The following is a 21,758-nucleotide window of genomic DNA, read 5'->3' on the forward strand; positions in this document are numbered from 1 at the left end:
ACCATAAGCGGGATCTAAAATCCGAGAGATTAAATGACCGAATTACCAACAAAGGCAGAGGACAAACATAAAAGAATTCTCCAGGCAGCCATTAAGGTATTTGCAGAGAATGGTTTTTATAGTTCAAAGGTTTCGGAAATTGCTCAGGAAGCAGGGGTTGCAGATGGAACGATCTACCTCTATTTTAAGAACAAGGATGACATACTTATTTCCCTCTTTGAAGAAGAGATGGAAAAAATTATACAGAATATGAAACAGGAGATCGATAAAGAGGAGGACCTTTTAAAAAAGTTGAAGAGGTTTGCCGTTGTGCAATTGAATTCCAAAAAGGAAAATCCAGATCTAGCAGCCATCATGGAGGTGGAGCTAAGGCAGAGCAGTAAGTTTATGAAAGAATATGTGAATATGAAATTTATTGAATATTTAAAGATTGTTTCTTCCATAATAAAGGAAGGACAGAAGAAAGGGATAATTAAGAAGGAGTTAGACCCTACCATTGTGAGCAGGGCATTCTGGGGGGCATTGGACGAAGTAGCCAGGTTTTGGGTATTATCCCCCAGGAAGAAGGTCAGTTTATCTAATTCTGCTGAGTTGATAAGTGATATCTTTATCAAGGGGATGGTTGAAGACGCTAATCGTAACTCGTGAATTGTAAGTCGGAAGTCGTAAATAAATAAATAGAGTCTGGTTACGACTTACGTCTTACGATTAAATAGAGAGGGGGTGGAAGTTTAGCAAGAAAGGGAATTTCCAACCGTGTTTAAATACGAAATAGAAAAGGAGGGATTAAAGTGAATGTAGTTGTGTGTGTAAAACAAGTTCCGGATACCGAATCAGTAATAAAGGTTAAACCAGATGGTTCAGATATCATTAAAGATGATTTGAAGTATGTTATGAATCCCTATGATGAATATGGTATAGAAGAGGCATTGCAGATTAAGGAGAAATTTGGTGGGGTAGTTACCATTCTGTGTATAGGGGGAGGAAGGGCTGTAGAGACGATAAGAACAGGCCTGGCTATGGGAGCAGACCAGGCCGTGCAACTTGACGATCCTGCTTTCGAAGGAGGCGATGCTTTTGCAACTGCCAAGGCATTAGCAGAGGCATTGAAGGGCATAGAATACGATCTGGTCTTTTGCGGGAAACAGGCTATTGATGATGATTTATCACAGGTAGGTGCAACCCTGGCAGAGTTATTAAATCTTCCCCAGGTCTCATTAATCCAGAAACTGGAGATTGCAGCTGATAAAAAATCCGCAACGGTACACCGTCAGGTGGAAGGGGGAATTGAGATACTGAAGGTGTCTTTACCGGCAGTTTTAACAACACAGAAGGGTCTTAATGAACCAAGATATGCCTCGTTGCCCGGAATAATGAAAGCCAAAAAGAAGCCCCTTGATGTAAAGAACCTTGCAACATTGGGGTTGAGTTCAGACAGTGTGGGTTGTGCCGGTTCAAAGTCGATAATAACAAAGTATACTCCTCCTCCTGCGCGTGCCGCTGGCAAAATTATAGAAGGAGAAGGACCACAGGAAACTGTACCCAAACTGGTTAAACTTCTAAGAGAAGAAGCAAAGATGATTTGAGGAGGGAGGGGTAAGAATGGCTAATAGTGTATGGGTATTTACAGAAGTTAAAGACGGTAAGATAAAAAAGGTCGTATTCGAGATGTTGAGTGAAGGCAAGAAGATGGCAGAGAAACTGGGAGGAGATCTTTCAGCTATACTCCTGGGCCAAAATGTAGGTCCCCTGGCGGAACAACTCGGTCACTATGGTGCTGACAAGGTATATCTGGCTGAACATGAAGCATTAAAGGAGTATACAACCGATGCCTATAGTAAGGTAATTGCTGAATTGATAAAGGCAAATGGACCGTCTATAGTCCTTTATGGTGCTACGGTTTTAGGTAAAGATCTCTCTCCGCGGGTTGCTGCCCGTGTCGAGGCTGGACTGGCAACAGACTGTACAGGGATAGGTCTGGATGACAATGGTAAGCTTACCGCAATAAGACCGATGTTTGCTGGCAAGGTATACGCCGATGTATCATTTTCCGATAACAAGCCAAATATGGCATCTATAAGACCAAATGCCTTGCCTGTCAGTCCACCGGATGAATCGAAAAAGGGAGAGCTGATAAAGGTAGATGTAAATATTAATCCTGGCGATATCCGAACCACCATCCAGGAGTTTATAAAGACTGCCGGTGAAAGACCTGATCTTACCGAAGCAGAGATTATCGTTTCGGGTGGCAGGGGTATGAAAGGACCGGAAAACTTCAAAATGTTAGAAGAATTAGCCGATGTTCTGGGAGCAACTGTGGGGGCTTCCAGGGCTGCTGTTGATGCCGGATGGAGAAATGTATCAGACCAGGTAGGGCAAACCGGCAAAGTCGTTTCCCCAAACCTCTATATAGCCTGCGGTATTTCTGGAGCCATTCAGCATCTGGCAGGTATGAGTACATCTAAGTATATAGTTGCCATAAATAAAGATCCAGAGGCACCTATATTCCAAAAAGCCGATTATGGCATAGTTGACGACCTGTTTAAAGTGTTGCCTGTTCTTACAGAAGAGATGAAGAAATTAAAGGCAGAAGGTTAGAAGAGTATTTGGGGTTTGACCCGATCCGCCTCTGGCGGACTATGGGTCTGGCCCCAAATCCACACCCGATAGGAGGTTTACATGAATGTAGCCACTTATACAATCATGGGTATCCCAAATTTTGTTCTGTTAGCTATTGTGATAATAGCAGCCCTGGTATTTTTTGTAAACAGGGTCAGGTATCTATATATTATTCTCCGCCTTGGAAAAGAAGACAACAGATTCAAAGAAATAGGCAAAAGAATAAATATCACTCTAAAAAGGATCCTTTTACAGATATGCGTTCTAAAAGATGTCAGGGCTGGGGATTTGGCTGGTCTCGGTCATGCAATGATATTCTATGGATTCCTGTGTTTTGCATTCAGTTATATATTCATGTTTGGCAGAGGCTTTATCCCCGGCCTTTCCTTTCATATCTTGGGGGCTTCTTTTGCCCAATATTTCCCATTGATTCTGGACATAGCTGCATTAATGGTTATGACAGCAATCATCTGGGCATTACTGAGAAGATATGTATTAAGACCTCCAAGGTTAGAAATCACTGGGGAAGCCGGGATTATATTGGGCATAATATTTTTTTTGATGGTTTTTCATTTCCTCATGGAGGGTTTTGAGATAAATATAGATTCTCACGAAACGGCGACCATTGCGGTTGTTGGGGCAGCATTTGCCAGTTTTTTTAACAATGTGGGTTTTGAAAAAACAACCCAGGAAGCTCTCTTTATTGCCTCATGGTGGGTTCACATCCTTCTTGTCCTTGGGTTCCTGGTTCTTATCCCGTATTCAAAACATCTTCATCTTATACTTGCTCCCTTTAACATCTTCTTCAAATCGCTAGATCCGAGAGGGGCACTCATACCAATATTGAACATGGAGGAGGCTGAGACATTTGGTGTGTCTAATATAGAGGAATTTACCTGGAAGCAGCTACTCGATCTATACACCTGTGCCGAATGTGGCAGGTGTGAAATTAACTGTCCGGCCCACCTCTCTGAAAAACCTCTTTCTCCAAGGCATTTGATCCACGACCTTAAAGTACACCTTCTGGAAAAGGGTTCTAACTTGCTTAAAAGTAAGAATGGAGGAGATGGAAAGGCAGAAACAGAAGCAGCATCAGGAGAGGGTTATGAGGGTAAGAGCCTTATAGGGGATGTGGTATCCGAGGATAAGATTTGGTCTTGTGTAACTTGCGGTTCATGTATGGAACAGTGCCCTGTATGCAATGAGCATGTAGATAAGATAGTAGATATGCGGCGTTATCTGGTACTTATGGAGAGTAAGTTTCCTTCTGAGGTTCAGGTTGTCTTTAGAAATATGGAGAACAACAGCAATCCCTGGGGCATAGGATGGGCAACAAGAGCTGATTGGGCCAAGGACCTTGGAGTAAAAATTATGGCTGAGGACAGCAACGTTGACATACTCTACTGGGTAGGTTGTGCAGGGTCTTTTGATGACCGTAATAAGAAAATATCAACTGCACTTGTCAACATATTTAATAAAGCAGGGGTAAACTTTGGTATATTGGGTGCAGAAGAGAAATGCTGTGGCGATTCTGCAAGAAGGATTGGAAATGAATATCTTTTCCAGATGCTTGCTGCAGAAACAATAGAGATTTTAAAAAATTATAACGTAAAAAGGATTGTAACCCAATGTCCCCACTGCTTTAACACTTTAAAGAACGAATATTCCCAATTCGACGGGGAGTTTGAGGTTTTGCATTATACAGAATTCATTACAGAACTGATTGCAAAGGGCAAACTTAAACTGACTAAACCGATAAACAAAACCATCTCTTACCATGATTCTTGCTATCTGGGAAGATACAATACAATATATGATGCCCCAAGGAAGATATTAAAGAGTATTCCGGGGGTTAAATTGGTTGAAATGCTAAGAAACAAGGCAAAGAGTATATGTTGTGGTGCTGGCGGTGGTCGGATGTGGATGGAAGAGCATTTGGGAAAAAGGATAAATGAGATGAGGCTGCAAGATGCCCTTGATGTAAATCCAGACGTGGTATCAACCGTGTGTCCCTATTGTCTGACCATGTTTGAGGATGCCATTAAAGAAAGGGATGTGCAAGAATCTTTAAAAAGTAAGGATATAGCTGAACTGGTAGAAGAAGCAATGGGATAGAATCCAGGAGTCAGAATGGAGATAATTTTCTTCTGGACTCTGACTTCTGATTCCTGATTACGCCCCCATCATATTTTCCAATTCTATTAAATCCTTTTTTTCGCCAAGGGCAACGACGGTATCACCCAACTCAATCTTAGATTCCGATGAAGGGTTAAAGACCATCTGTCCGGTAGCCTTCTTTATAGCCACAATAATTAACCCCATATCCTGTCTTATTGCACAATCTTTTAAAGAAACACCGATAAGCCTGGAAGCCTTCCGTACTGTAATCTCTTCCAGTTGAAGCTCCATGCTCTGCTTGTGGGTCGCCAATTCAATAAAGTCTACAACAGTAGGTCGTAGAATGGCATGTGCCATGCGTATTCCCCCAATAACATAGGGCGAAATAACCTTGTCTGCTCCTGCTCTTAAAAGCTTTTTCTCTGCCCCTTCATATGACGCTCTGGCCAAAATAAAGATTTTAGGGTTTAACTCTCTGGCGGTTAGGGTTATGTATACATTATCTGAATCAGAGGAAACTACAGTTACTAATCCTCTGGCATCCTTTATTCCGGCTTTAATTAAGATGTCTTCGTCTATAGAGTTGCCCTGTATATATAGATAGTTTTCACTTTCAATCTTCTCTATAACTTTGGGATCATTGTCGATGGCCACAAATGGTAATGGTTTAGCAGATGTGGCGAGCTCTTTGCAGATTAAACTCCCGATTCGACCACAACCGCATATAATGTAATGATTCTTAAGTGCCTGAATCTGCTTTTCCAATTTTCTCCTCCCTAAGATTCTTATTATCTCTCCTTCAACCATCATTTTAGAAATACTTCCAACTATATAAGCGGCGATTCCGACTCCGCCGATTATCAATACAATAGTAAAGATTTTACCTGGCGCGCCCAGTTTAGAAACCTCCCCATACCCTACAGTGGTGATGGTTATAATAGTCATATAGAGGGAATCCAGGATATCCCACTTTTGTATCAACGTATAACCGATCGTACCTATAAAGAGAATAATGATCAGGGATATAATAGCGAAAATTAAGTTTCTAGTTGATTCCAAATTGATGCCTCTCTAGCTCCTGATTTCTGACCACGCTAACACGAAATTCCTTCAGGCCCTCTGGTAAGTCAAAGAAGACAACCATAAAAGGAATAGATTTTTGTGGTGGAACATTCTGGTTTATTGAGAACTCTCCCGCAGGATTGTTCAGACAGGAGTCGATTTGATCCGCTTCCAGTTTCATCAATTCTTCTTTAGAAAGGATGTTACCACAGAATACTTCTCTTTCAGCTAGCTTATTACCCATGCTATCAAAGAGTGCTCCTTTTACCTTGATAAAACCCTTTGCCTCCGAAGAGTTATTTATAGCCTTACCTTCTATTACAAAGATCCTACCTACATTGATATTATCGATATAATATCCACGGATTTGGAATTTGGGCAAGATAGTATTTTCATCAGGGGATATCCTTGAACCAAGATAATCTCTGAGGTTGGACATGCTGAATATCTTCCAGTTTATTTCTACCAATTTATCCCAATAGAGGAATACTCCTCCACCAACTACGACAAACAGGACTAATAGAGCTACCATGCTTTTTAAAGGAAATCTCCCCGATTTAACCCCTTCATTTTCTCCTTTTAATTGCCCTGTGGTTCCAATACCCGGTGTTGTTGTAGGTTTTACGATCGCAAATGTATGTTGACATTTTGAACACCTTGCTTTAGCTCCTCCTTCTGGTACCCTTTCATCATCGAGTTTAAATTTTGTCTGACATCTTTCACACTGAACTATCATAATATCCTAAACTCCCCTATGCTGGAAGAGTGGTTCTTACTCCTCAACTAATCAACTATCCTGTAAATCTCAGGCAAGTACCTATATCTTTCATCAAAATCTAATCCATAACCAACAATGAAACCCTCTTCTAGTATAAAGCCAACATAATCGGCTTCAATATTTACCTCTCGTCTTTCTTTTTTCTCTATTAATACGCATAATCTCAGAGAATTTGGGTTTTTTGCCTTGAGCCTCTCAATAAGGTAGGAGGTGGTTAACCCAGTATCGACGATATCCTCCACAACAAGCACATTCTTTCCTTCAATTGACAACTCGATATCCTTGGTGATATTTATATCTCCTAATGACCGAGTTTGTGATCCATAGCTGGCAAGCCTGACAAAGTCAATCTTCAACGGTATCCGGAGGTTTCTAATAAGGTCTGCGAGGAAGACGAAAGCCCCCTTTAGAATACAGATCAGTATAACTTCTTTGCCATCATAGTCTTTCGAGATTTGGTTGGCAATATCTTTTACCTTTCGGACAATCTCCTCTCTAGAGTAAAGCAGTACAAGTTTTTCCTCTTTCATTATGGGTTCCCTTTGCTGTCTGGAGAATAAGAATGAGTTCTCTCTTTCTATAGTCTAACAGAGTTTATCTGTCAACAGCTTTTATTACAATCCATTTTTTTTTAAAAAACTCTTGACAAGGCTATATTAAAGGTGTTATTTTAGCATCTAAAAAAGTAATAAGAGACGGATTATATTGATAATAAACGGGTTTAGAGGTACAGGGTGTTTGCTGCTTCTAAGAGAAAGTGTATTAAATTAATTACAGTAAAGAAAGGCGGGTGATGCGATGGGATGAACGAATAGAGGCAATTCTGCTTGACAAGAGAGAAGAGTGAAAGAGATCGTGAAGCAAAAGAGTTTTTAGGTTTTTTTGCTTAAGATGAAGAAAAGGGTGGATATTAAACAGGTAAAAGAAAAAAATCTAAAAAGGAAATGTTTGTTACTATAAACAGGAGGTATAAGTAATGAAAAAGTTTGTAATGCTAACCATGGCAGTGGCATTGATAGCATTTTTTGCAATGCCAAAAGGAGCCTATGCTGCCGCAAATATTATCTTTTCGGGTGACTATCAGGTTGTGGGTATAGCATCTAACAATGTCAGTGATCGCAATAGCGATACGGATGACGGTGCAGCCTTTGTTGAGCAAAGATTCCGCCTGACCCAGATTGCTGCTGTGGAAAACGTAAAAGGCGTACTTGGCATCGAAATAGGCTGGGATGAATGGGGCAAGAGCTATGACCCTAACAGTGGTGGTGTTGGCAGTATCATAAACCAGGGTGGCGATAGCGGTATGACATGGGATACACCTGCTACCAACATGGAGGTAAGGATAGCATACATTGATTTTAATGTTCCTGGTACACCCCTTAATGTGGTAGCCGGTAAGCAGTTCCTTCTGACCCATAATCAGGCAATACTTAGTGCTGCGTCAACTTCTCCGGGTCTCAAGTTTGACTACAAGATTGCCGATGGGTCCAAGTTGTCCCTATGGTGGACAAAGATATCAGAGGGTAATCTGAGTAACAATACGCTCAGAGGCAACGGCGACAGCGACTCTGATATGTATTGTCTTGAGTTCAGCCAGAAAACCCAGGCTTTCGAGGTTGGCGTTTATGGTGTGTACAACAGAGACCACAGGGAAACGCTTGTTTCTGCCGCCAGTACAGCAACCAGTACATCACAGCAGCTATACAATGATGACATTTACTGGGCAGGGTTGTGGACTGGTTTCAATGCAGGGCCTGTAAAGCTTGGTATTGATGCGATCTATTCATTTGGGAAACGGGCGTATCAGGCTATACCTGCCGGGCAGACTGACTATGATTACAGCGGGTACTACCTCAGGGCAGATGCTTCTATGAACATGGGTGCGTTTATACTTGATTTCATGAGTGTGTACGCTTCTGGTGATAATGATTCAACTGATGATAAGATGAAGAATTTTGCATATGCAAATGCGAATTCTAGATATCCGGCTACAGGGCTGCTCCTGCCGGGTCCAAACCTCTTATACTGGGGTAATGGTGTTGGGGTAGAGGAGTATGCACAGATATGCCTGCCGGTGTCCGGTTATAGTGCCTATGACGGCGGTTATTCTCTGGGCAGGTGGTTTACCATGGTTGGTGCTACTATCCCTGTGGACAAACTGAAGTTTATAGCCAAATACTGGTATCTCCAGACCGCTGCAGGTTTTCCTTCAACTATTACATACAGAGACAAGGATATGGGGCATGAGTTTGATCTCGAGGCACATTACCAGCTGACCCCTAATTTAACAGTGGCAGTGGAAGGTGACTACCTATTTGCTGGAAAGTATTTCGATTCTTCGACCAAGACTGCTGATAATGCATGGAAAATGGCTTGGAACATTAAACTAGTATTCTAAATTGAGAGATAAAAATATTCTTTCTTGCACAGAACCTCAGAGGGATTACCCTCTGAGGTTCTGTTTTTTGGCTCTTTCTCATCTTGAGTATGTTTTTTTCAACAGCGAGACTCAATAGAACAGCAGGACTCAACAGCAGGGTTCAACAGCGGGCTTAAGCCCGCTGTTATTATTATATGTGTGCTATTTACTGTTCAGGGGTATTGGGTGTCCCAATATCTGCAAGGTTTGTTATATTAATCATTATGGGGCCCAGAGGGTTATCATCAAATAGGGTACGATCCACCTCTTTATCGGATGCCTTTGAGGCAAACCTTAACTCAAAGGTTTTCTCATTGCTCTTATGTCCCGCCTTGTCAATTATATAAAGAGACAATTCAATATGAATACCCCATAGATCCTGAGGGGTATGGGTGGTTAAGTACAAGTAACCGGAAAGTTTCTTACTTTGCTCCGGTTTAATCCCAATTAAGTCAAAAGGATACGGATGCCTGCCGTCCTGAAGTGCAGAGCAAACGAATCTAGCCATATCACCGTCTACATCTGAAGCGTTAACATAAATCTTCCAGGTGTCCCCAGAAACAATCCTGTCCTTCGCAAAAGTAACATTAATAACAGGAGGGTTGGAACCATATCTGGCTTCTTGATCCTGTAGTGTTGCACAACCAATGGTCAAGAAGGCGATACCTATTGCAGATATCCAAAACTTTTTCAACCTTAAAAAAATATCCATATTAACCTCCTTATGGTGTTAGTTTTCTATGTTCAGTAAGCTTCAAAGAACCTTCAGTTTATGATGAAAACCCCCCCTTTTTTTAGTTTTCCAAACAAACTGCCATCAGGGGTTAATCTGTAAGGTTTAAGTTGCTGCTTTAAGTATAGTTGTAGCTGTACCTTTGAAAATATATAACCTCATCTGAATAATGTCAAGTCTTGCCATGAGTATTTAGCTATAACGTCTTGACATAAGGGGGATTATATATAGAATATACAATAATCCACGTTAAATCCCGAATGCGATATCGTCTTTTTTAAGGAGGTATAATATGAAGAAGCTGACGTTATTAACTCTTATTTTTCTCGTAGTCGTTGTATCTTTCTCACTGACACACGCAGGAGAAAGGCTGAGGCTCTCTACAACCACCAGCACCGAGAACTCTGGACTGCTCCATGCCCTTCTTCCACCTTTTGAAGAGATGTTCAATGTAAAGGTGGATGTCATTCCGGTAGGGACAGGACAGGCACTGAAGCTGGCAGAGAATGGGGATGTTGATATTACTCTGGTTCATGCCCGGCATCTGGAAGACAGATTTATAAGAGAGGGTTACGGTGTAAACCGCAGGGATGTAATGTACAACGACTTTGTTATTATTGGACCGGAGTCCGACCCTGCAGGGGTCAGGAAAGCAAAAACTGCTGCTGATGCCTTTAAAAAGATTGCCCTTAAACGAGGCACTTTTATATCCAGAGGGGATAATTCGGGTACACATGTAAAAGAGATGGAGATATGGAAAACAACCGGGAAGAAGTCTTCGGGAAGTTGGTACCTGGAGGCAGGAAAGGGAATGGGAACGGTATTGACTATGGCTTATGAAAAAAGGGCGTATACCCTGGCCGACCGGGGCACCTATCTAGCCTTTTTAGGAAAAAAGAAAATAGACCTCCCTGTCCTCTTTGAAGGTGATCCGGTACTTTTTAATCCATATGGGATCATTGCCGTCAACCCGGCAAGGCATCCTCATATAGACTACGTAAAGGCTATGGCATTAATTGGTTGGGTAACGTCCAAACAAGGGCAAAAGATCATCAAAGAATTTGGAAAAGATAGGTTTGGACAGCCCCTGTTCATTCCAGTAGCTGTGCCTAACCCTTAGATGGGTTGAAGAGTTAAATAGTTGAAGAGTTGAAACTAGTGGGTATGGGTTATGGACTATATATCAGATGCCATTTTGAATGCCTTGTGGTTGATACTTTCCTTGGACAGAGAAGTATTTGGCATAACCTTACTCTCCTTAAGGGTTTCTGCTACGGCTACTGTTTTTGCCTCTTTAGTGGGGATACCCATAGGCTTTATTATTGGTACAGGGGATTTTTGGGGGAAGAGGCCATTAATTACCCTGTTCAATACTCTAATGGCATTCCCTACTGTGGTAGTGGGGCTATTGCTCTATTCCTTTATTTCAAGGCAGGGGCCATTGGGACATTTAGGACTTCTTTTTACCCCCTGGGCTATGGTAATAGGTCAGTTTGTCCTGGCAACACCTATTATAGTTGCCCTTAACATCTCTGCCACCCAGGGCATAGACCCCAGGGTGAGGCTTACAGCCCTTTCAATGGGGGCAAATACCTTACAGACTGCAATAACAGTACTTTCCGAGGCAAGGTTCGCCTTGATCTCTGCAGTGATTGCCGGGTTTGGCAGGGTAATTACAGAGGTAGGCTGTGCTTTGATGGTTGGTGGAAACATAAGGGGCTACACCCGAATATTGACTACTGCAATTGCCTTAGAAACGACAAAGGGTGAGTTTGCATTTAGTTTGGCACTGGGATTTATCCTCCTTGCCGTAGCCTTTTTGGTTAATATCTTCTTTCACTGGTTGCAGGTAAGGAGAGAGTGAGAGATTTGAAGATTCACGACTTACAGTTTTTGATCCGCAATAGGTAGATTTTTTCTCAGGGGACTTCTTCAAAGCTCTTTACAGATTGTGTAAAGGTCTAGAGGGTAATGAATAAATATCAGTTTACAGTTAAAGGTTTGACAAAATTCTATAATGGAAAGAAGGTATTAGACATACCCTACTTGATAATCAAAAAGGGAACGGTCCACGGAGTGATGGGACCCAATGGGTCAGGAAAGACCACCCTCCTTTCCATCTTATCCCTTCTCGTAAAGCCTACCTCAGGAAGAATCTATTTTGATGGATTGGAGATTGATAGCCGGGATAATGATGATTATATATTAAGACGACAGATGGCTATGGTTCTTCAGAATCCTTTCCTCCTCAATTCGACTGTGGAAAAAAACGTTGCCTACGGTTTGAGGATCCGTGGTTTGAGTAAAAGAGAGCAAAAACAAAAGGTTGAAGAATGCCTGGATTTGGTGGGACTAACAGGTTTCGAAAAAAGAAGAGCACAGGAGCTTTCCGGAGGAGAAGCCCAGAGGGTTGCAATTGCCAGAGGAATCGCTGTAACGCCAAAGGTTTTGTTCCTTGATGAACCAACTGCAAACGTGGATAAAATCCATATAGATGTATTGGAAAACATTGTTAAGGAGTTGAACCGCAGGTATAAAACCACTATTATATTTACTACCCATGATTTAAATCAGGCATGCCGACTGGCATCTGAGATTGTTGTTCTCTCTGAAGGGAAAATCAAGGAAATTCTGACTCCTGACCTTTCTGCAAAATAAACTAATCTATTTTATCTTTAAAGACTGCCCCTGTACTGGCTGATGTTACCAGTTTCGAATATCTATAAAGATAGCCTTCTTTTATTTTAGGCTCTGGTGGTTTCCAGCCTCTTTTCCGTTTTTCAATCTCTCCATCACTTACTTTCAGGGTGAGCCGTTTCTTTGGTATGTCTATTTCTATCCTATCTCCGTTCTCTACAAATGCCAAAAGACCACCTTCTGCAGCCTCAGGGGATATATGCCCAATAGCAGCCCCCCTTGTCCCTCCGCTAAATCTACCGTCTGTTATAAGGGCTACATCTTTATCCAACCCCATACCTGCTATAGCAGATGTGGGTGTAAGCATCTCCCTCATTCCTGGTCCTCCCTTGGGCCCTTCGTATCTTATCACCACCACATCGCCAGGCTTTATTTTCTTAGCCAAGATGGATTCTACAGCTTCTTCTTCTGAGTCGAACACCCTGGCTTTCCCCTGGCTTTTCAACATTTCTGGCGCAACAGCGGACTGTTTCACTACTGCCCCATCAGGTGCCAGGTTACCTCTCAGAATGGCGATACCTCCCTCTTTATGATATGGGTTGTCTATAGGTCTTATAACATTTTTATCTATTATTTCCACACCGTTCAGGTTTTCTCTCAGGTTTTTGCAGGTAACGGTCATAATATACTGATCTATCAAGCCCAGTTTCGTGAGTTCTGCCATAACGGCTGCTACACCACCTGCCTCATTCAGATCCTGCATACGGTGAGGACCTGCAGGACTCAGACTGCACAGATGCGGGGTTTTTTTGCTCGTCTCATTGAATATCTCTAAGTCTAAGTTCAGCTTGGCTTCATGGGCTAGGGCAGGGACATGCAAAACAGTATTGGTAGAGCAACCCAAAGCCATATCTACCGCAATAGCATTCCTGAAGGCTGATATATTAGCTATGTCCCTGGGTCTTATGTTTTTTTCAAGGAGTTCCATTATCTTTTTGCCGGCAAGCTTTGCAAGTCTCCGCCTCGCTGCATAAACTGCCGGAATAGTACCATTTCCTGGAAGTCCCAATCCTAAGGCTTCTGTTAAACAGTTCATGGAGTTGGCAGTAAACATTCCTGCACATGAACCGCAACCTGGGCATGCCATATCCTCCAGTTCCTTTAGCTCATTTTCACTCATTTTGCCTGATTTAACCGCTCCAACCCCCTCGAAGAGTGTGATGAGATCAATATATTGTCCCTGTTTCTTTCCTGTAAGCATTGGACCACCACTGATTACTATAGCTGGAATATTGAGCCTCAATGCAGCCATTAACATCCCCGGTACAATTTTATCACAGTTGGGTATCATAACCAATGCGTCAAAGGGATGGGCACATGCCATGATCTCTATAGAGTCTGCAATAAGTTCCCTGCTGGCAAGGGAGTATTTCATGCCCTGATGGTTCATGGCTATACCATCGCATACACCGATAGTAGAGAACTCCACCGGGGTTCCTCCAGCCGATCTGATACCTGCTTTCACCGATTCGGCAATATCTCTGAGATGTATATGTCCAGGTATGATCTCGCTTTGAGAATTTGCGACTCCAATAATAGGATGTGTGATTTCCTCATCAGTGTAACCCATAGCCTTAAAAAGAGAACGATGGGGAGCTTTTTCTAATCCTTTCTTCATTAAGTCGCTTCGCATTGCTTCCTCCTGTTTTATTTTTTTTCTTTGTGCCTTCGCTCCTCTGTGCCTACCTGAATATACTAACGAACTATACTGTTGGTTGTCAACATCTTTTAAGGTTCTTTCTCATCTTGAGTGCGTTTTTTCCAACAGCGGACACAACAGAGGGCACAACAGCGGGCTTAAGCCCGCTATTGTATGTGCAAAAAAGCCTTCCATCAAGGGTGGACTTACTACCTGAAATGATAAAAGACCATTTTTAACCAACCGGGAAAAAGATGAAAGATGCTTGTTGTACTGGCTACAGGCTACTGATATTGTTAAAAAATTGTTGACAAATTCTAAATATTCAATAAAATTACAGCATATCTAGAATTAAAACATTGATATAGTGAGCGGGCATAGCTCAGCAGGTAGAGTACAAGCTTCCCAAGCTTGGTGTCGCGGGTTCGAACCCCGTTGCCCGCTCCACTTTTAATCAAAGAGGAAACCGAATAAGATATGGTTTCATTTCTTAAACCCAATATTTTTTTCTTGCAACTTATGGAATTTCGTGTTATATTTTGAACATCATTTATTGAAGTTCACTAAAAGTGGGCTTAAAGCCCACTTTTTTATTTAGAAGGGGTTTTATTTGACTCCAACCCCCCCCGATGAACTGATAATGTCTGCTGATATTCTGGAATCTGTAAGAGAGATAATAGAGCCAATTGTTATAGCTGAGGGTATGGAACTTGTGCACATAGAGTACAGGAGAGAAAGAAGAGGGTGGGTCTTAAGGCTTTATATCGATAAAGAGGAAGGAGTAACAATAGATGATTGTTCTAATATTAGTGGACAGGTAAGTCACATGATGGATATAGACGAGCTGATTCCGCATTCCTATGTGTTGGAGGTTTCTTCTCCTGGGCTCGGCAGACCATTGAAAAGGGAAGAGGATTTTATAAAACATAAAGACAGACTGGTTAGGTTTAAATTAGACGATCCAATAGGTAGATGGAAGAATTTTAAAGGTAGACTTTTGGATTATAAAGATGGGGTGGTAAAAATTAAGGTTGGAGATGAGATTATCAGTTTGCCTTTCAATAAAATATCGGGTGCCAATTTGGTATATAAGTTTTAATCTATACTTAAATGCCCCAAAATAAGGGAGATTAAAAAGTGATTTCGGATCTGACCCGTTTGATTGATGAAGTTGGAAAAAGCAAGGGAATTAACAGAGAAATACTTATAGAAGCTTTGGAATCTGCTATGTTGACAGCCGCCAAAAAGAAATTTGGTCCCTATCAAGACATTGAAGCCAATTTTAATGAAGAACTAGGCGAAGTTGAACTATTTGAATTTAAGACTGTGGTGAATGAGGTTAAAGACCTACGTGTAGAAATATCTTTTGAAGAAGCTGTTGAACTGGATCCTGGAGTTGAGGTTGGTGATAGCCTTGGTATAAAAATGGATGTAGGTACATTTGGCAGGATATCAGCTCAAACTGCCAAGCAGGTTATAATCCAAAAGGTTAGGGATGCCGAGAGAGAGAATGTTTATAACGACTACAAGGATCGTAAGGGGGAACTGGTTAATGGTATTATCCATCGTATTGACAGGAACAACATAATTGTTAACTTGGGAAGAGCAGAGGCTGTTCTTCCCCCCCATGAGCAGGTCTCAAAAGAGACCTATACCCAGGGGAACAGAATTAAAGCCTATATCCTGGACATTCTCAAGTCTTCCAAGGGTCCACAGATCATCCTTTCGAGGACCCACCCAGGATTGCTTATAAGGCTATTTGAGGTTGAAGTTCCAGAGATTTCTGAGGAAATTGTGAAGATTAAAGGTGCTGTGAGGGAGCCGGGTAGCAGAGCTAAAATAGCGGTTTACTCGGAGGATTTGGATGTTGATCCAGTCGGTGCTTGCGTAGGTATGAAGGGTTCTCGAGTACGAAGTGTTGTACAAGAATTGTATGGAGAGAAGATAGATATAGTTCCATGGAGTGATGATCCAGCTAAATTTGTATGTAATGCTTTGTCTCCTGCAGAGATTTCTGAAGTGGTAATTGATGATGTAGGGAGGACAATGGAGGTCATTGTTGCTGATGATCAGTTATCTTTGGCTATTGGGAAGAAAGGACAAAATGTACGCTTGGCTGCCAGACTTACAGGTTGGAAGATAGACATCAAGAGTGAATCAAAAGTTGCTGGAATTTCAGAAGATATACATAAGGCACTTGTCGATATTCCCGGGATAGGCTATTCTACAGCAGGTGCTTTGTTTAATAAGGGGTTTTTTTCAGCATATGACATTTTTAGTGCAAGTATTGAGGAACTTACCAGGGTAGAGGGCATAGGCGAGAAAAAAGCTGATAGGCTTAAAAAAACCGTTGAAGAATACTTGAAACAAAAGGACTTAGAAAAAAGCGGTGAGAACTCGACAAAGGATATATCGGTAGCAAGCGGAGAGGAAAATAAGGCGAAATAAAATTATATTCCTTTTGGGGGGATAGAATGGTTAGAGTGTATGAGTTGGCTCAAGAATTGGGGATGACAAACAATGAATTCATTGATGAACTCGAAAAGCTAGGTATAGAGGCTAAGAGCCACATGAGTTCTATCGAGGAAGAAAAAGTTGAAGTGATTAAAAATCGTCTTACTAGAGCTAAAGCTCAGGAACTTGTTGAAAAGAGGGTAAGGCCTACGGTTATTCGGAGAAGGATGAAGAAGATAGAACCAGATATTGAAACGGCGGATGCCGAGCCTTTGAAAGCTGAATTACCGGAGGTTGAAGAACCTGTACTGCATATACAGAAAGAAGAGGAAGAAAAACCCTTAGTAGAAAAAGAGATAGCCACTCCTTCGAGTGCACCAGAAGAAATTGTCGAAAAAAGGGAAAAACCTATTGAACAAAAAGCGGTTGAACCAGAGAAAGTGGTACCTGAATCTGTTAGCATTGTGACAAAGCATCCTAAGGAAAAGAAGCATTTAAAAAGACTTGCTGAAATAGAAGAGGATGAAGATCAGGAGAAGTTAAAACCTGGCAAAAAAGTTACAAGAAAAGATACCGAAGACTCAATAAAGCTAAGGCCATCCAGAAGGAAGGTAATTTATAAGAAGAAGGAAGACCATACAACGAGAGATTTATATGAAAAGGAAGATATTCTTGGACCTTCTAGGGGTCCAGCTGTAAAGAAAGGACCACCTAAAAGGATAAAGAAGAAGACAGAGATTACTATTCCAAAGGCAATTAAGAGAAAGATAAAGATATTAGAGACTATTACAGTTAATGAACTGGCTAAGAAGATGGGAATTAAAGTAGGTAATGTGATAAAAAAGTTATTGGACCTGGGAGTTGTTGCAACGATTAATCAACCTTTGGATATTGATACCGCGTCCTTAATTGCCAGTGATTTTTCTTACGCCGTTGAGAGTATACCAATAGAGGAAGATATTTTGGGAAAAGATGAAGATGCCCCTGAGGAATTAGTACATAGGCCACCTGTGGTTACTGTAATGGGGCACGTAGATCATGGGAAAACCTCTCTTTTAGACGCTATACGTGAGACTAATGTCATAGGGAAAGAAGCAGGCGGTATTACACAGCATATAGGAGCATATCACGTAAGTCTTCCAAAAGGTGACATAGTATTTTTAGATACCCCGGGCCACGAAGCCTTTACAGCTATGAGGGCCAGAGGGGCGCAAGTTACCGATATTGTAGTTCTGGTAGTGGCGGCGGATGATGGTGTTATGTCTCAGACAGTTGAGGCTATAAACCATGCAAAGGCTGCAGGTGTAACATTGATGGTGGCCATTAATAAAATTGACAAACCCAATGCAGACATTGAGAAAGTGAAGAGAAGCCTCATGGAATATGGACTTGTCCCAGAAGAGCTGGGGGGAGATACCGTCTTCGTGGAGGTTTCTGCCAAGAAAAAACAGGGTATAAATGATATCCTGGAGCTTATCCTGTTACAAGCTGAACTGTTAGAATTAAAAGCCAATCCTAACAAGGCAGCCAAGGGAGTTGTTGTTGAGGCGAAACTGGATAAAGGTAGGGGGCCGGTAGCTACTGTACTTATCAAAGAAGGTACCTTAAAGGTCAGTGATCCCTTTGTAGTTGGAGTAAAATTTGGGAAGATAAGAGCACTGATTAATGAAAATGGAGAAAAGGTAACACAGGTGGGTCCGGCTATGCCCATAGAAATTATCGGACTTTCTGGAGTGCCCGAGGCAGGAGATAGCTTCATTGTAGTTGATGACGAAAAGAAAACAAGGCAAGTTGCATTGTTCAGACAGCAAAAGAAAAGGGAGTCTGAACTTGTAAAGACGAGCAAAATTGCGTTAGAGAACCTTTATGATAAGATTCAAGAGGGGTATGTAAAAGAACTGAATATAATTGTCAAGGCAGATGTACAGGGTTCGATAGAGGCTCTTCTAAAGGCATTAAATGAACTGAGTACTGATTCTATAAAGTTACATGTTATTCATGCCTCCGTTGGCGGTATAGTAGAATCTGATGTAATGTTAGCCTCTGCTTCAAATGCAATAATCATTGGTTTTAACGTTAAATCGGATACAAAGGTTCAGCAGATTGCTGAACAGGAAAAAGTGAGTATCAGGTTTTATACTATTATATATGATGTAATATCCGACATGAAAAAAGCCATGGAGGGCTTATTAGAGCCAACCCTTGAGGAGAAGACGTTAGGAAGGGCAGAGGTAAGAAGCACATTTAATATATCCAGGACTGGCACTATAGCTGGTAGTTTTGTTCTGAATGGAAAGATTGTAAAGGGTGAACATGCTCGTTTATTAAGGGATAATGTAGTAATTCACGATGGAAAGATATATTCATTAAAGAGATTTAAGGACGATGTAAAAGAGGTTGAATCTGGCTATGAATGCGGTATAGGAATAGAAAATTTTAATGATTTGAAGGTAGACGATATTATTGAATCCTATACTTATGAAAAGGTTTTAGCAACCCTGTAATTTGGATTCGCTGGTTACCATCTATTTTTTTGATTAATTATCAAGCCTGCAACTATAAACTGTGAATTCTAAACGAAACAGGATGATTATTGGTGTTTGCCACTTGGATCTTATAATAGAAGGTAACTCCTCCTTAAAAGGGAAGCGCCAGGTTTTAAAAAGGGTCATTGGTAGGGTTAAACAAAAGTTCAATGTATCTATAGCAGAGGTAGGGGAAAACGATAAGTGGCAAAGAGTGCAGGTAGCTTTTTGTGTGGTGGGTAATGATAAAAAATATGTCAATTCTTCTTTAGACAAGATAACTAACTTCATCGATGACCTAAGAGTTGTTGATATACTCAACTCAGAGATAGAGATACTTGACTATTAATATATAACACCCTAGCACTGGAGACTTATGATGGACTACAAAAGAGCTGATAGGGTTTCTGATCTCCTTAAAGAAGAGATCGCTCAAATGTTATTAAAAGATATTAAAGACCCCAGGATTGGTTTTGTGACAATTACTGGCGTTGAAGTAACTGATGACCTTCGCCAAGCAAGGGTATTCTTCAGTATGGTTGATAGTGATAGAGAATTAGAAAAGACTACCAGGGGGTTAAATAGCGCATCCAGTTATATTAAAAAGAAATTGGGAAAGAGGTTGAGAATGCGTTATATTCCAGATATTGTCTTTAAATTTGATGGTTCATTAAGATACGGAAGCCATATCGATAGTATCCTTGAAGGCTTAAAAAGGGCAGTCTCTGACTGATGAAATGGAAGCGAGAATAATCGAAGAAATAAAGAGTAACAAAGCCTTTCTGATTGCCTCCCATATTAATCCAGAAGGCGATGCCATAGGTTCAGCCCTCGCCCTGGCAATTTCCTTGAACAATATTGGCAAAGAGGTAACGGTTTTTAATCAGGGCCCCATCCCCCGGAATCTCCAATTTCTGCCCATGAGTGCAGAGATTGTTCATAACCCCGATAAAATCGGGGTTAATTTTGATGTCGCTTTTGTTTTAGACTGTGGCGATCTTGATAGAGTAGGAAATGGAATTGAGAAGATAAGAAAAATAAGAAAAATAATAAATATAGATCACCATATAACTAATAGTAAATTTGGTGATGTAATATTAGTTGATTCAGAATCCAGCTCTACTGCAGAACTCATATATAACGTTCTAAAGGAGATTCCCATTGAGGTTACATATGAGATTGCTCTTAACATCTATACTGCCATATTAACAGATACTGGTGCCTTTTGCAATTCTAATACAACTGAGGGGGCTTTTCATATTGCGAGTGAGATGGTTAAAATGGGGGTCAATCCGTCTAGCGTGGCTGAGAAGATTTATAAACAAATGCCTGTTTCCAGGCTAAAATTATTGGGGCTGGTGTTAAATACATTAGAGATTTTAGACAATGGAAGGATAGCTTCCGTAGTGGCAAAGCTTTCACTGTTAAAAAAAACAGGGGCTACGCCAGAACTCACAGAAGATATAGTGAACTACCCTAGGTCTATTTCGGGTGTAAAAGTAGCAGTCTTGTTCAAAGAGGTATCCAAGAATCATTATAAGATTAGCCTCCGGTCCAATAAAGATGTTGATGTTGCTGATATAGCCAGGGAATTCGGAGGAGGTGGCCACCCTAATGCTTCGGGTGGAAATGTCGGAGGCAGCCTGTTAGAAGTAAAGAGAAAGGTTTTTGAGGCTATTAGTAAAAGGTTGAGTTAGTGAATGGTATATTAGTTATTGATAAACCCTCTGGGGTTACTTCTCATGATGTTGTGAAGAGGGTGAAAAGGTTGCTTAAGGTTCATAAAGCAGGGCATACAGGCACCTTGGACCCTCTGGCTACCGGCGTTCTTCCTGTTTGCATAAATGAAGCGACCAAGATAGTTCAATTTTTAATAAATGATGATAAAGAATACGAGGCAGATTTAAAGCTGGGTAGAGAAACGGATACACAGGATCTGTTTGGTAGAGTAATTAGAGAATCTTATCAGATTCCGGGAGATCACAATAAGATAATTGATACCTTTATAAGTTTTGAAGGTAATATTAAGCAAAAGCCGCCAGTATTTTCAGCCTTAAAGTATCAAGGGGCTCCCCTTTATAAATTGGCAAGAAGAGGTATATATGTTGATACTCCAGAGAGGGAGATAAACATCTTCAAAATTAATGTTACCAAGATTGATCTTCCCTATGTTTCATTCAATGTGTCCTGTTCTAAAGGTACCTATATTAGAACATTATGTGCTGATATTGGTAAGAAATTAGGTTGTGGTGCCCACCTGGTTAGGCTGAGAAGGATAAGAAGTGGTGGCTTTTATATCAAAGATTCTCATTCTTTGGATGAATTAGAGTGCCTGTTCAAAAATGGGGCAGTAAAAGACAAAGTAATCCCATTAGATAGAGCTTTAAATAACTTGCCTCAAATAAGGGTGAGTGACGATCTGGCAAAAAGGGTTAGGCATGGTAAACAGATCATAATCGACGATCTGAAAGGCATTTGTCTGTCACATATTAAGACAGGAGAAAGGCTGAGGATTACTTCCTTAAAAGATGATCTAATCGCTGTAGGCGAGTCTTTGATAACTTCTCCATTAACTGACAAGGAAGAAGGGTGGGATATGGTTTGTAGATTGATTCGAGTTTTTAACACTTAATTGATACATCAAGAACATTCTTTACAAAGAAAGGTATGTATGATAAAGATCGGTTAGATAATTTCTTGGAAAGGAGTATTAG

General features: G+C 41.1%; 20 protein-coding genes and 1 tRNA gene. 16 read left to right on the plus strand and 5 right to left on the minus strand.

The features are described 5' to 3' along the window. Positions 1-33: 33 nt before the first annotated feature. From AB1401_12935 to AB1401_12950, 4 genes are all read left to right on the plus strand, one after another. Positions 34-648 carry a TetR/AcrR family transcriptional regulator gene (locus AB1401_12935; GenBank protein ID MEW6616353.1) on the plus strand — a complete coding sequence of 205 codons (615 nt, stop codon included), beginning with the start codon at positions 34-36 and terminating at the stop codon, positions 646-648. A gap of 143 nt (positions 649-791) precedes the next feature. Then, positions 792-1,586, plus strand: a complete 795-nt coding sequence (locus AB1401_12940; protein MEW6616354.1) for an electron transfer flavoprotein subunit beta/FixA family protein — start codon at positions 792-794, stop codon at positions 1,584-1,586. A 16-nt stretch (positions 1,587-1,602) separates the two neighbouring features. Beyond that, complete coding sequence (locus tag AB1401_12945; protein MEW6616355.1) at positions 1,603-2,598, plus strand: electron transfer flavoprotein subunit alpha/FixB family protein; 996 nt, start codon at positions 1,603-1,605, stop codon at positions 2,596-2,598. 81 nt (positions 2,599-2,679) lie between these two features. Further along, the gene (locus tag AB1401_12950; GenBank protein MEW6616356.1) at positions 2,680-4,734 is read left to right on the plus strand and encodes a heterodisulfide reductase-related iron-sulfur binding cluster; all 2,055 of its coding nucleotides are present in this window, start codon (positions 2,680-2,682) and stop codon (positions 4,732-4,734) included. 57 nt (positions 4,735-4,791) lie between these two features. On the opposite strand, the gene AB1401_12955 is transcribed toward AB1401_12950, so the two are convergent. Genes AB1401_12955 through hpt form a run of 3 tightly spaced genes read right to left on the minus strand, consistent with a single transcriptional unit; the run spans position 4,792 to position 7,107 of the window. Further along, positions 4,792-5,796 (minus strand): potassium channel protein, encoded by a 1,005-nt coding sequence (locus AB1401_12955; GenBank protein ID MEW6616357.1) that lies wholly within the window; start codon positions 5,794-5,796, stop codon positions 4,792-4,794. After that, positions 5,783-6,535, minus strand: a complete 753-nt coding sequence (locus AB1401_12960) for a DUF3426 domain-containing protein (GenBank protein ID MEW6616358.1) — start codon at positions 6,533-6,535, stop codon at positions 5,783-5,785. The genes AB1401_12955 and AB1401_12960 overlap by 14 nt, the downstream gene beginning before the upstream one ends. A 47-nt stretch (positions 6,536-6,582) precedes the next feature. Then, positions 6,583-7,107, minus strand: coding sequence for a hypoxanthine phosphoribosyltransferase (gene hpt / locus AB1401_12965; GenBank protein ID MEW6616359.1), 525 nt, complete (start codon positions 7,105-7,107; stop codon positions 6,583-6,585). A gap of 446 nt (positions 7,108-7,553) precedes the next feature. Between hpt and AB1401_12970 the strand changes: the two genes are divergently transcribed. Then, positions 7,554-8,975 (plus strand): hypothetical protein, encoded by a 1,422-nt coding sequence (locus tag AB1401_12970; protein ID MEW6616360.1) that lies wholly within the window; start codon positions 7,554-7,556, stop codon positions 8,973-8,975. Between the two features lie 187 nt (positions 8,976-9,162). Here AB1401_12970 and AB1401_12975 read toward each other — a convergent pair whose 3' ends face one another. Continuing rightward, a complete protein-coding gene (locus tag AB1401_12975; protein MEW6616361.1) occupies positions 9,163-9,708 on the minus strand; it encodes a hypothetical protein in 546 nt (181 codons plus the stop codon). Positions 9,709-10,021: 313 nt separating this feature from the next. Between AB1401_12975 and AB1401_12980 the strand changes: the two genes are divergently transcribed. The 3 genes from AB1401_12980 to AB1401_12990 all read left to right on the plus strand — a co-directional run bounded on the left by AB1401_12980 (position 10,022) and on the right by AB1401_12990 (position 12,387). Further along, complete coding sequence (locus tag AB1401_12980) at positions 10,022-10,849, plus strand: substrate-binding domain-containing protein (protein ID MEW6616362.1); 828 nt, start codon at positions 10,022-10,024, stop codon at positions 10,847-10,849. 51 nt (positions 10,850-10,900) lie between these two features. Then, a complete protein-coding gene (locus tag AB1401_12985; protein MEW6616363.1) occupies positions 10,901-11,593 on the plus strand; it encodes an ABC transporter permease in 693 nt (230 codons plus the stop codon). A gap of 107 nt (positions 11,594-11,700) precedes the next feature. After that, entirely contained in the window at positions 11,701-12,387 is a 687-nt protein-coding gene (locus AB1401_12990; protein MEW6616364.1) for a phosphate ABC transporter ATP-binding protein, read from the plus strand. 1 nt (position 12,388) lies between these two features. Here AB1401_12990 and ilvD read toward each other — a convergent pair whose 3' ends face one another. After that, a complete protein-coding gene (gene ilvD, locus AB1401_12995) occupies positions 12,389-14,059 on the minus strand; it encodes a dihydroxy-acid dehydratase (GenBank protein ID MEW6616365.1) in 1,671 nt (556 codons plus the stop codon). A 377-nt stretch (positions 14,060-14,436) separates the two neighbouring features. On the opposite strand from ilvD, the gene AB1401_13000 reads away from it, so the two are divergent. The 8 genes from AB1401_13000 to truB all read left to right on the plus strand — a co-directional run bounded on the left by AB1401_13000 (position 14,437) and on the right by truB (position 21,676). Continuing rightward, a tRNA-Gly gene (locus AB1401_13000) sits at positions 14,437-14,512 on the plus strand. A gap of 163 nt (positions 14,513-14,675) precedes the next feature. After that, positions 14,676-15,164: a ribosome maturation factor RimP gene (gene rimP / locus AB1401_13005; protein MEW6616366.1), complete on the plus strand. Its 489-nt coding sequence runs from the start codon at positions 14,676-14,678 to the stop codon at positions 15,162-15,164. Between the two features lie 38 nt (positions 15,165-15,202). Continuing rightward, the gene (gene nusA, locus AB1401_13010) at positions 15,203-16,513 is read left to right on the plus strand and encodes a transcription termination factor NusA (GenBank protein MEW6616367.1); all 1,311 of its coding nucleotides are present in this window, start codon (positions 15,203-15,205) and stop codon (positions 16,511-16,513) included. Between the two features lie 26 nt (positions 16,514-16,539). Continuing rightward, complete coding sequence (gene infB / locus AB1401_13015; protein ID MEW6616368.1) at positions 16,540-19,023, plus strand: translation initiation factor IF-2; 2,484 nt, start codon at positions 16,540-16,542, stop codon at positions 19,021-19,023. A gap of 82 nt (positions 19,024-19,105) precedes the next feature. Next, complete coding sequence (locus tag AB1401_13020; GenBank protein MEW6616369.1) at positions 19,106-19,393, plus strand: DUF503 domain-containing protein; 288 nt, start codon at positions 19,106-19,108, stop codon at positions 19,391-19,393. Between the two features lie 27 nt (positions 19,394-19,420). Then, complete coding sequence (rbfA, locus tag AB1401_13025; protein MEW6616370.1) at positions 19,421-19,777, plus strand: 30S ribosome-binding factor RbfA; 357 nt, start codon at positions 19,421-19,423, stop codon at positions 19,775-19,777. A gap of 4 nt (positions 19,778-19,781) precedes the next feature. After that, entirely contained in the window at positions 19,782-20,741 is a 960-nt protein-coding gene (locus AB1401_13030) for a bifunctional oligoribonuclease/PAP phosphatase NrnA (GenBank protein MEW6616371.1), read from the plus strand. Then, entirely contained in the window at positions 20,741-21,676 is a 936-nt protein-coding gene (gene truB, locus AB1401_13035; GenBank protein ID MEW6616372.1) for a tRNA pseudouridine(55) synthase TruB, read from the plus strand. Before AB1401_13030 ends, truB begins: the two co-directional genes overlap by 1 nt. Positions 21,677-21,758: the final 82 nt, after the last annotated feature.

This window comes from Thermodesulfobacteriota bacterium, from assembly GCA_040757775.1.
GTDB lineage: Bacteria > Desulfobacterota > UBA8473 > UBA8473 > UBA8473 > UBA8473.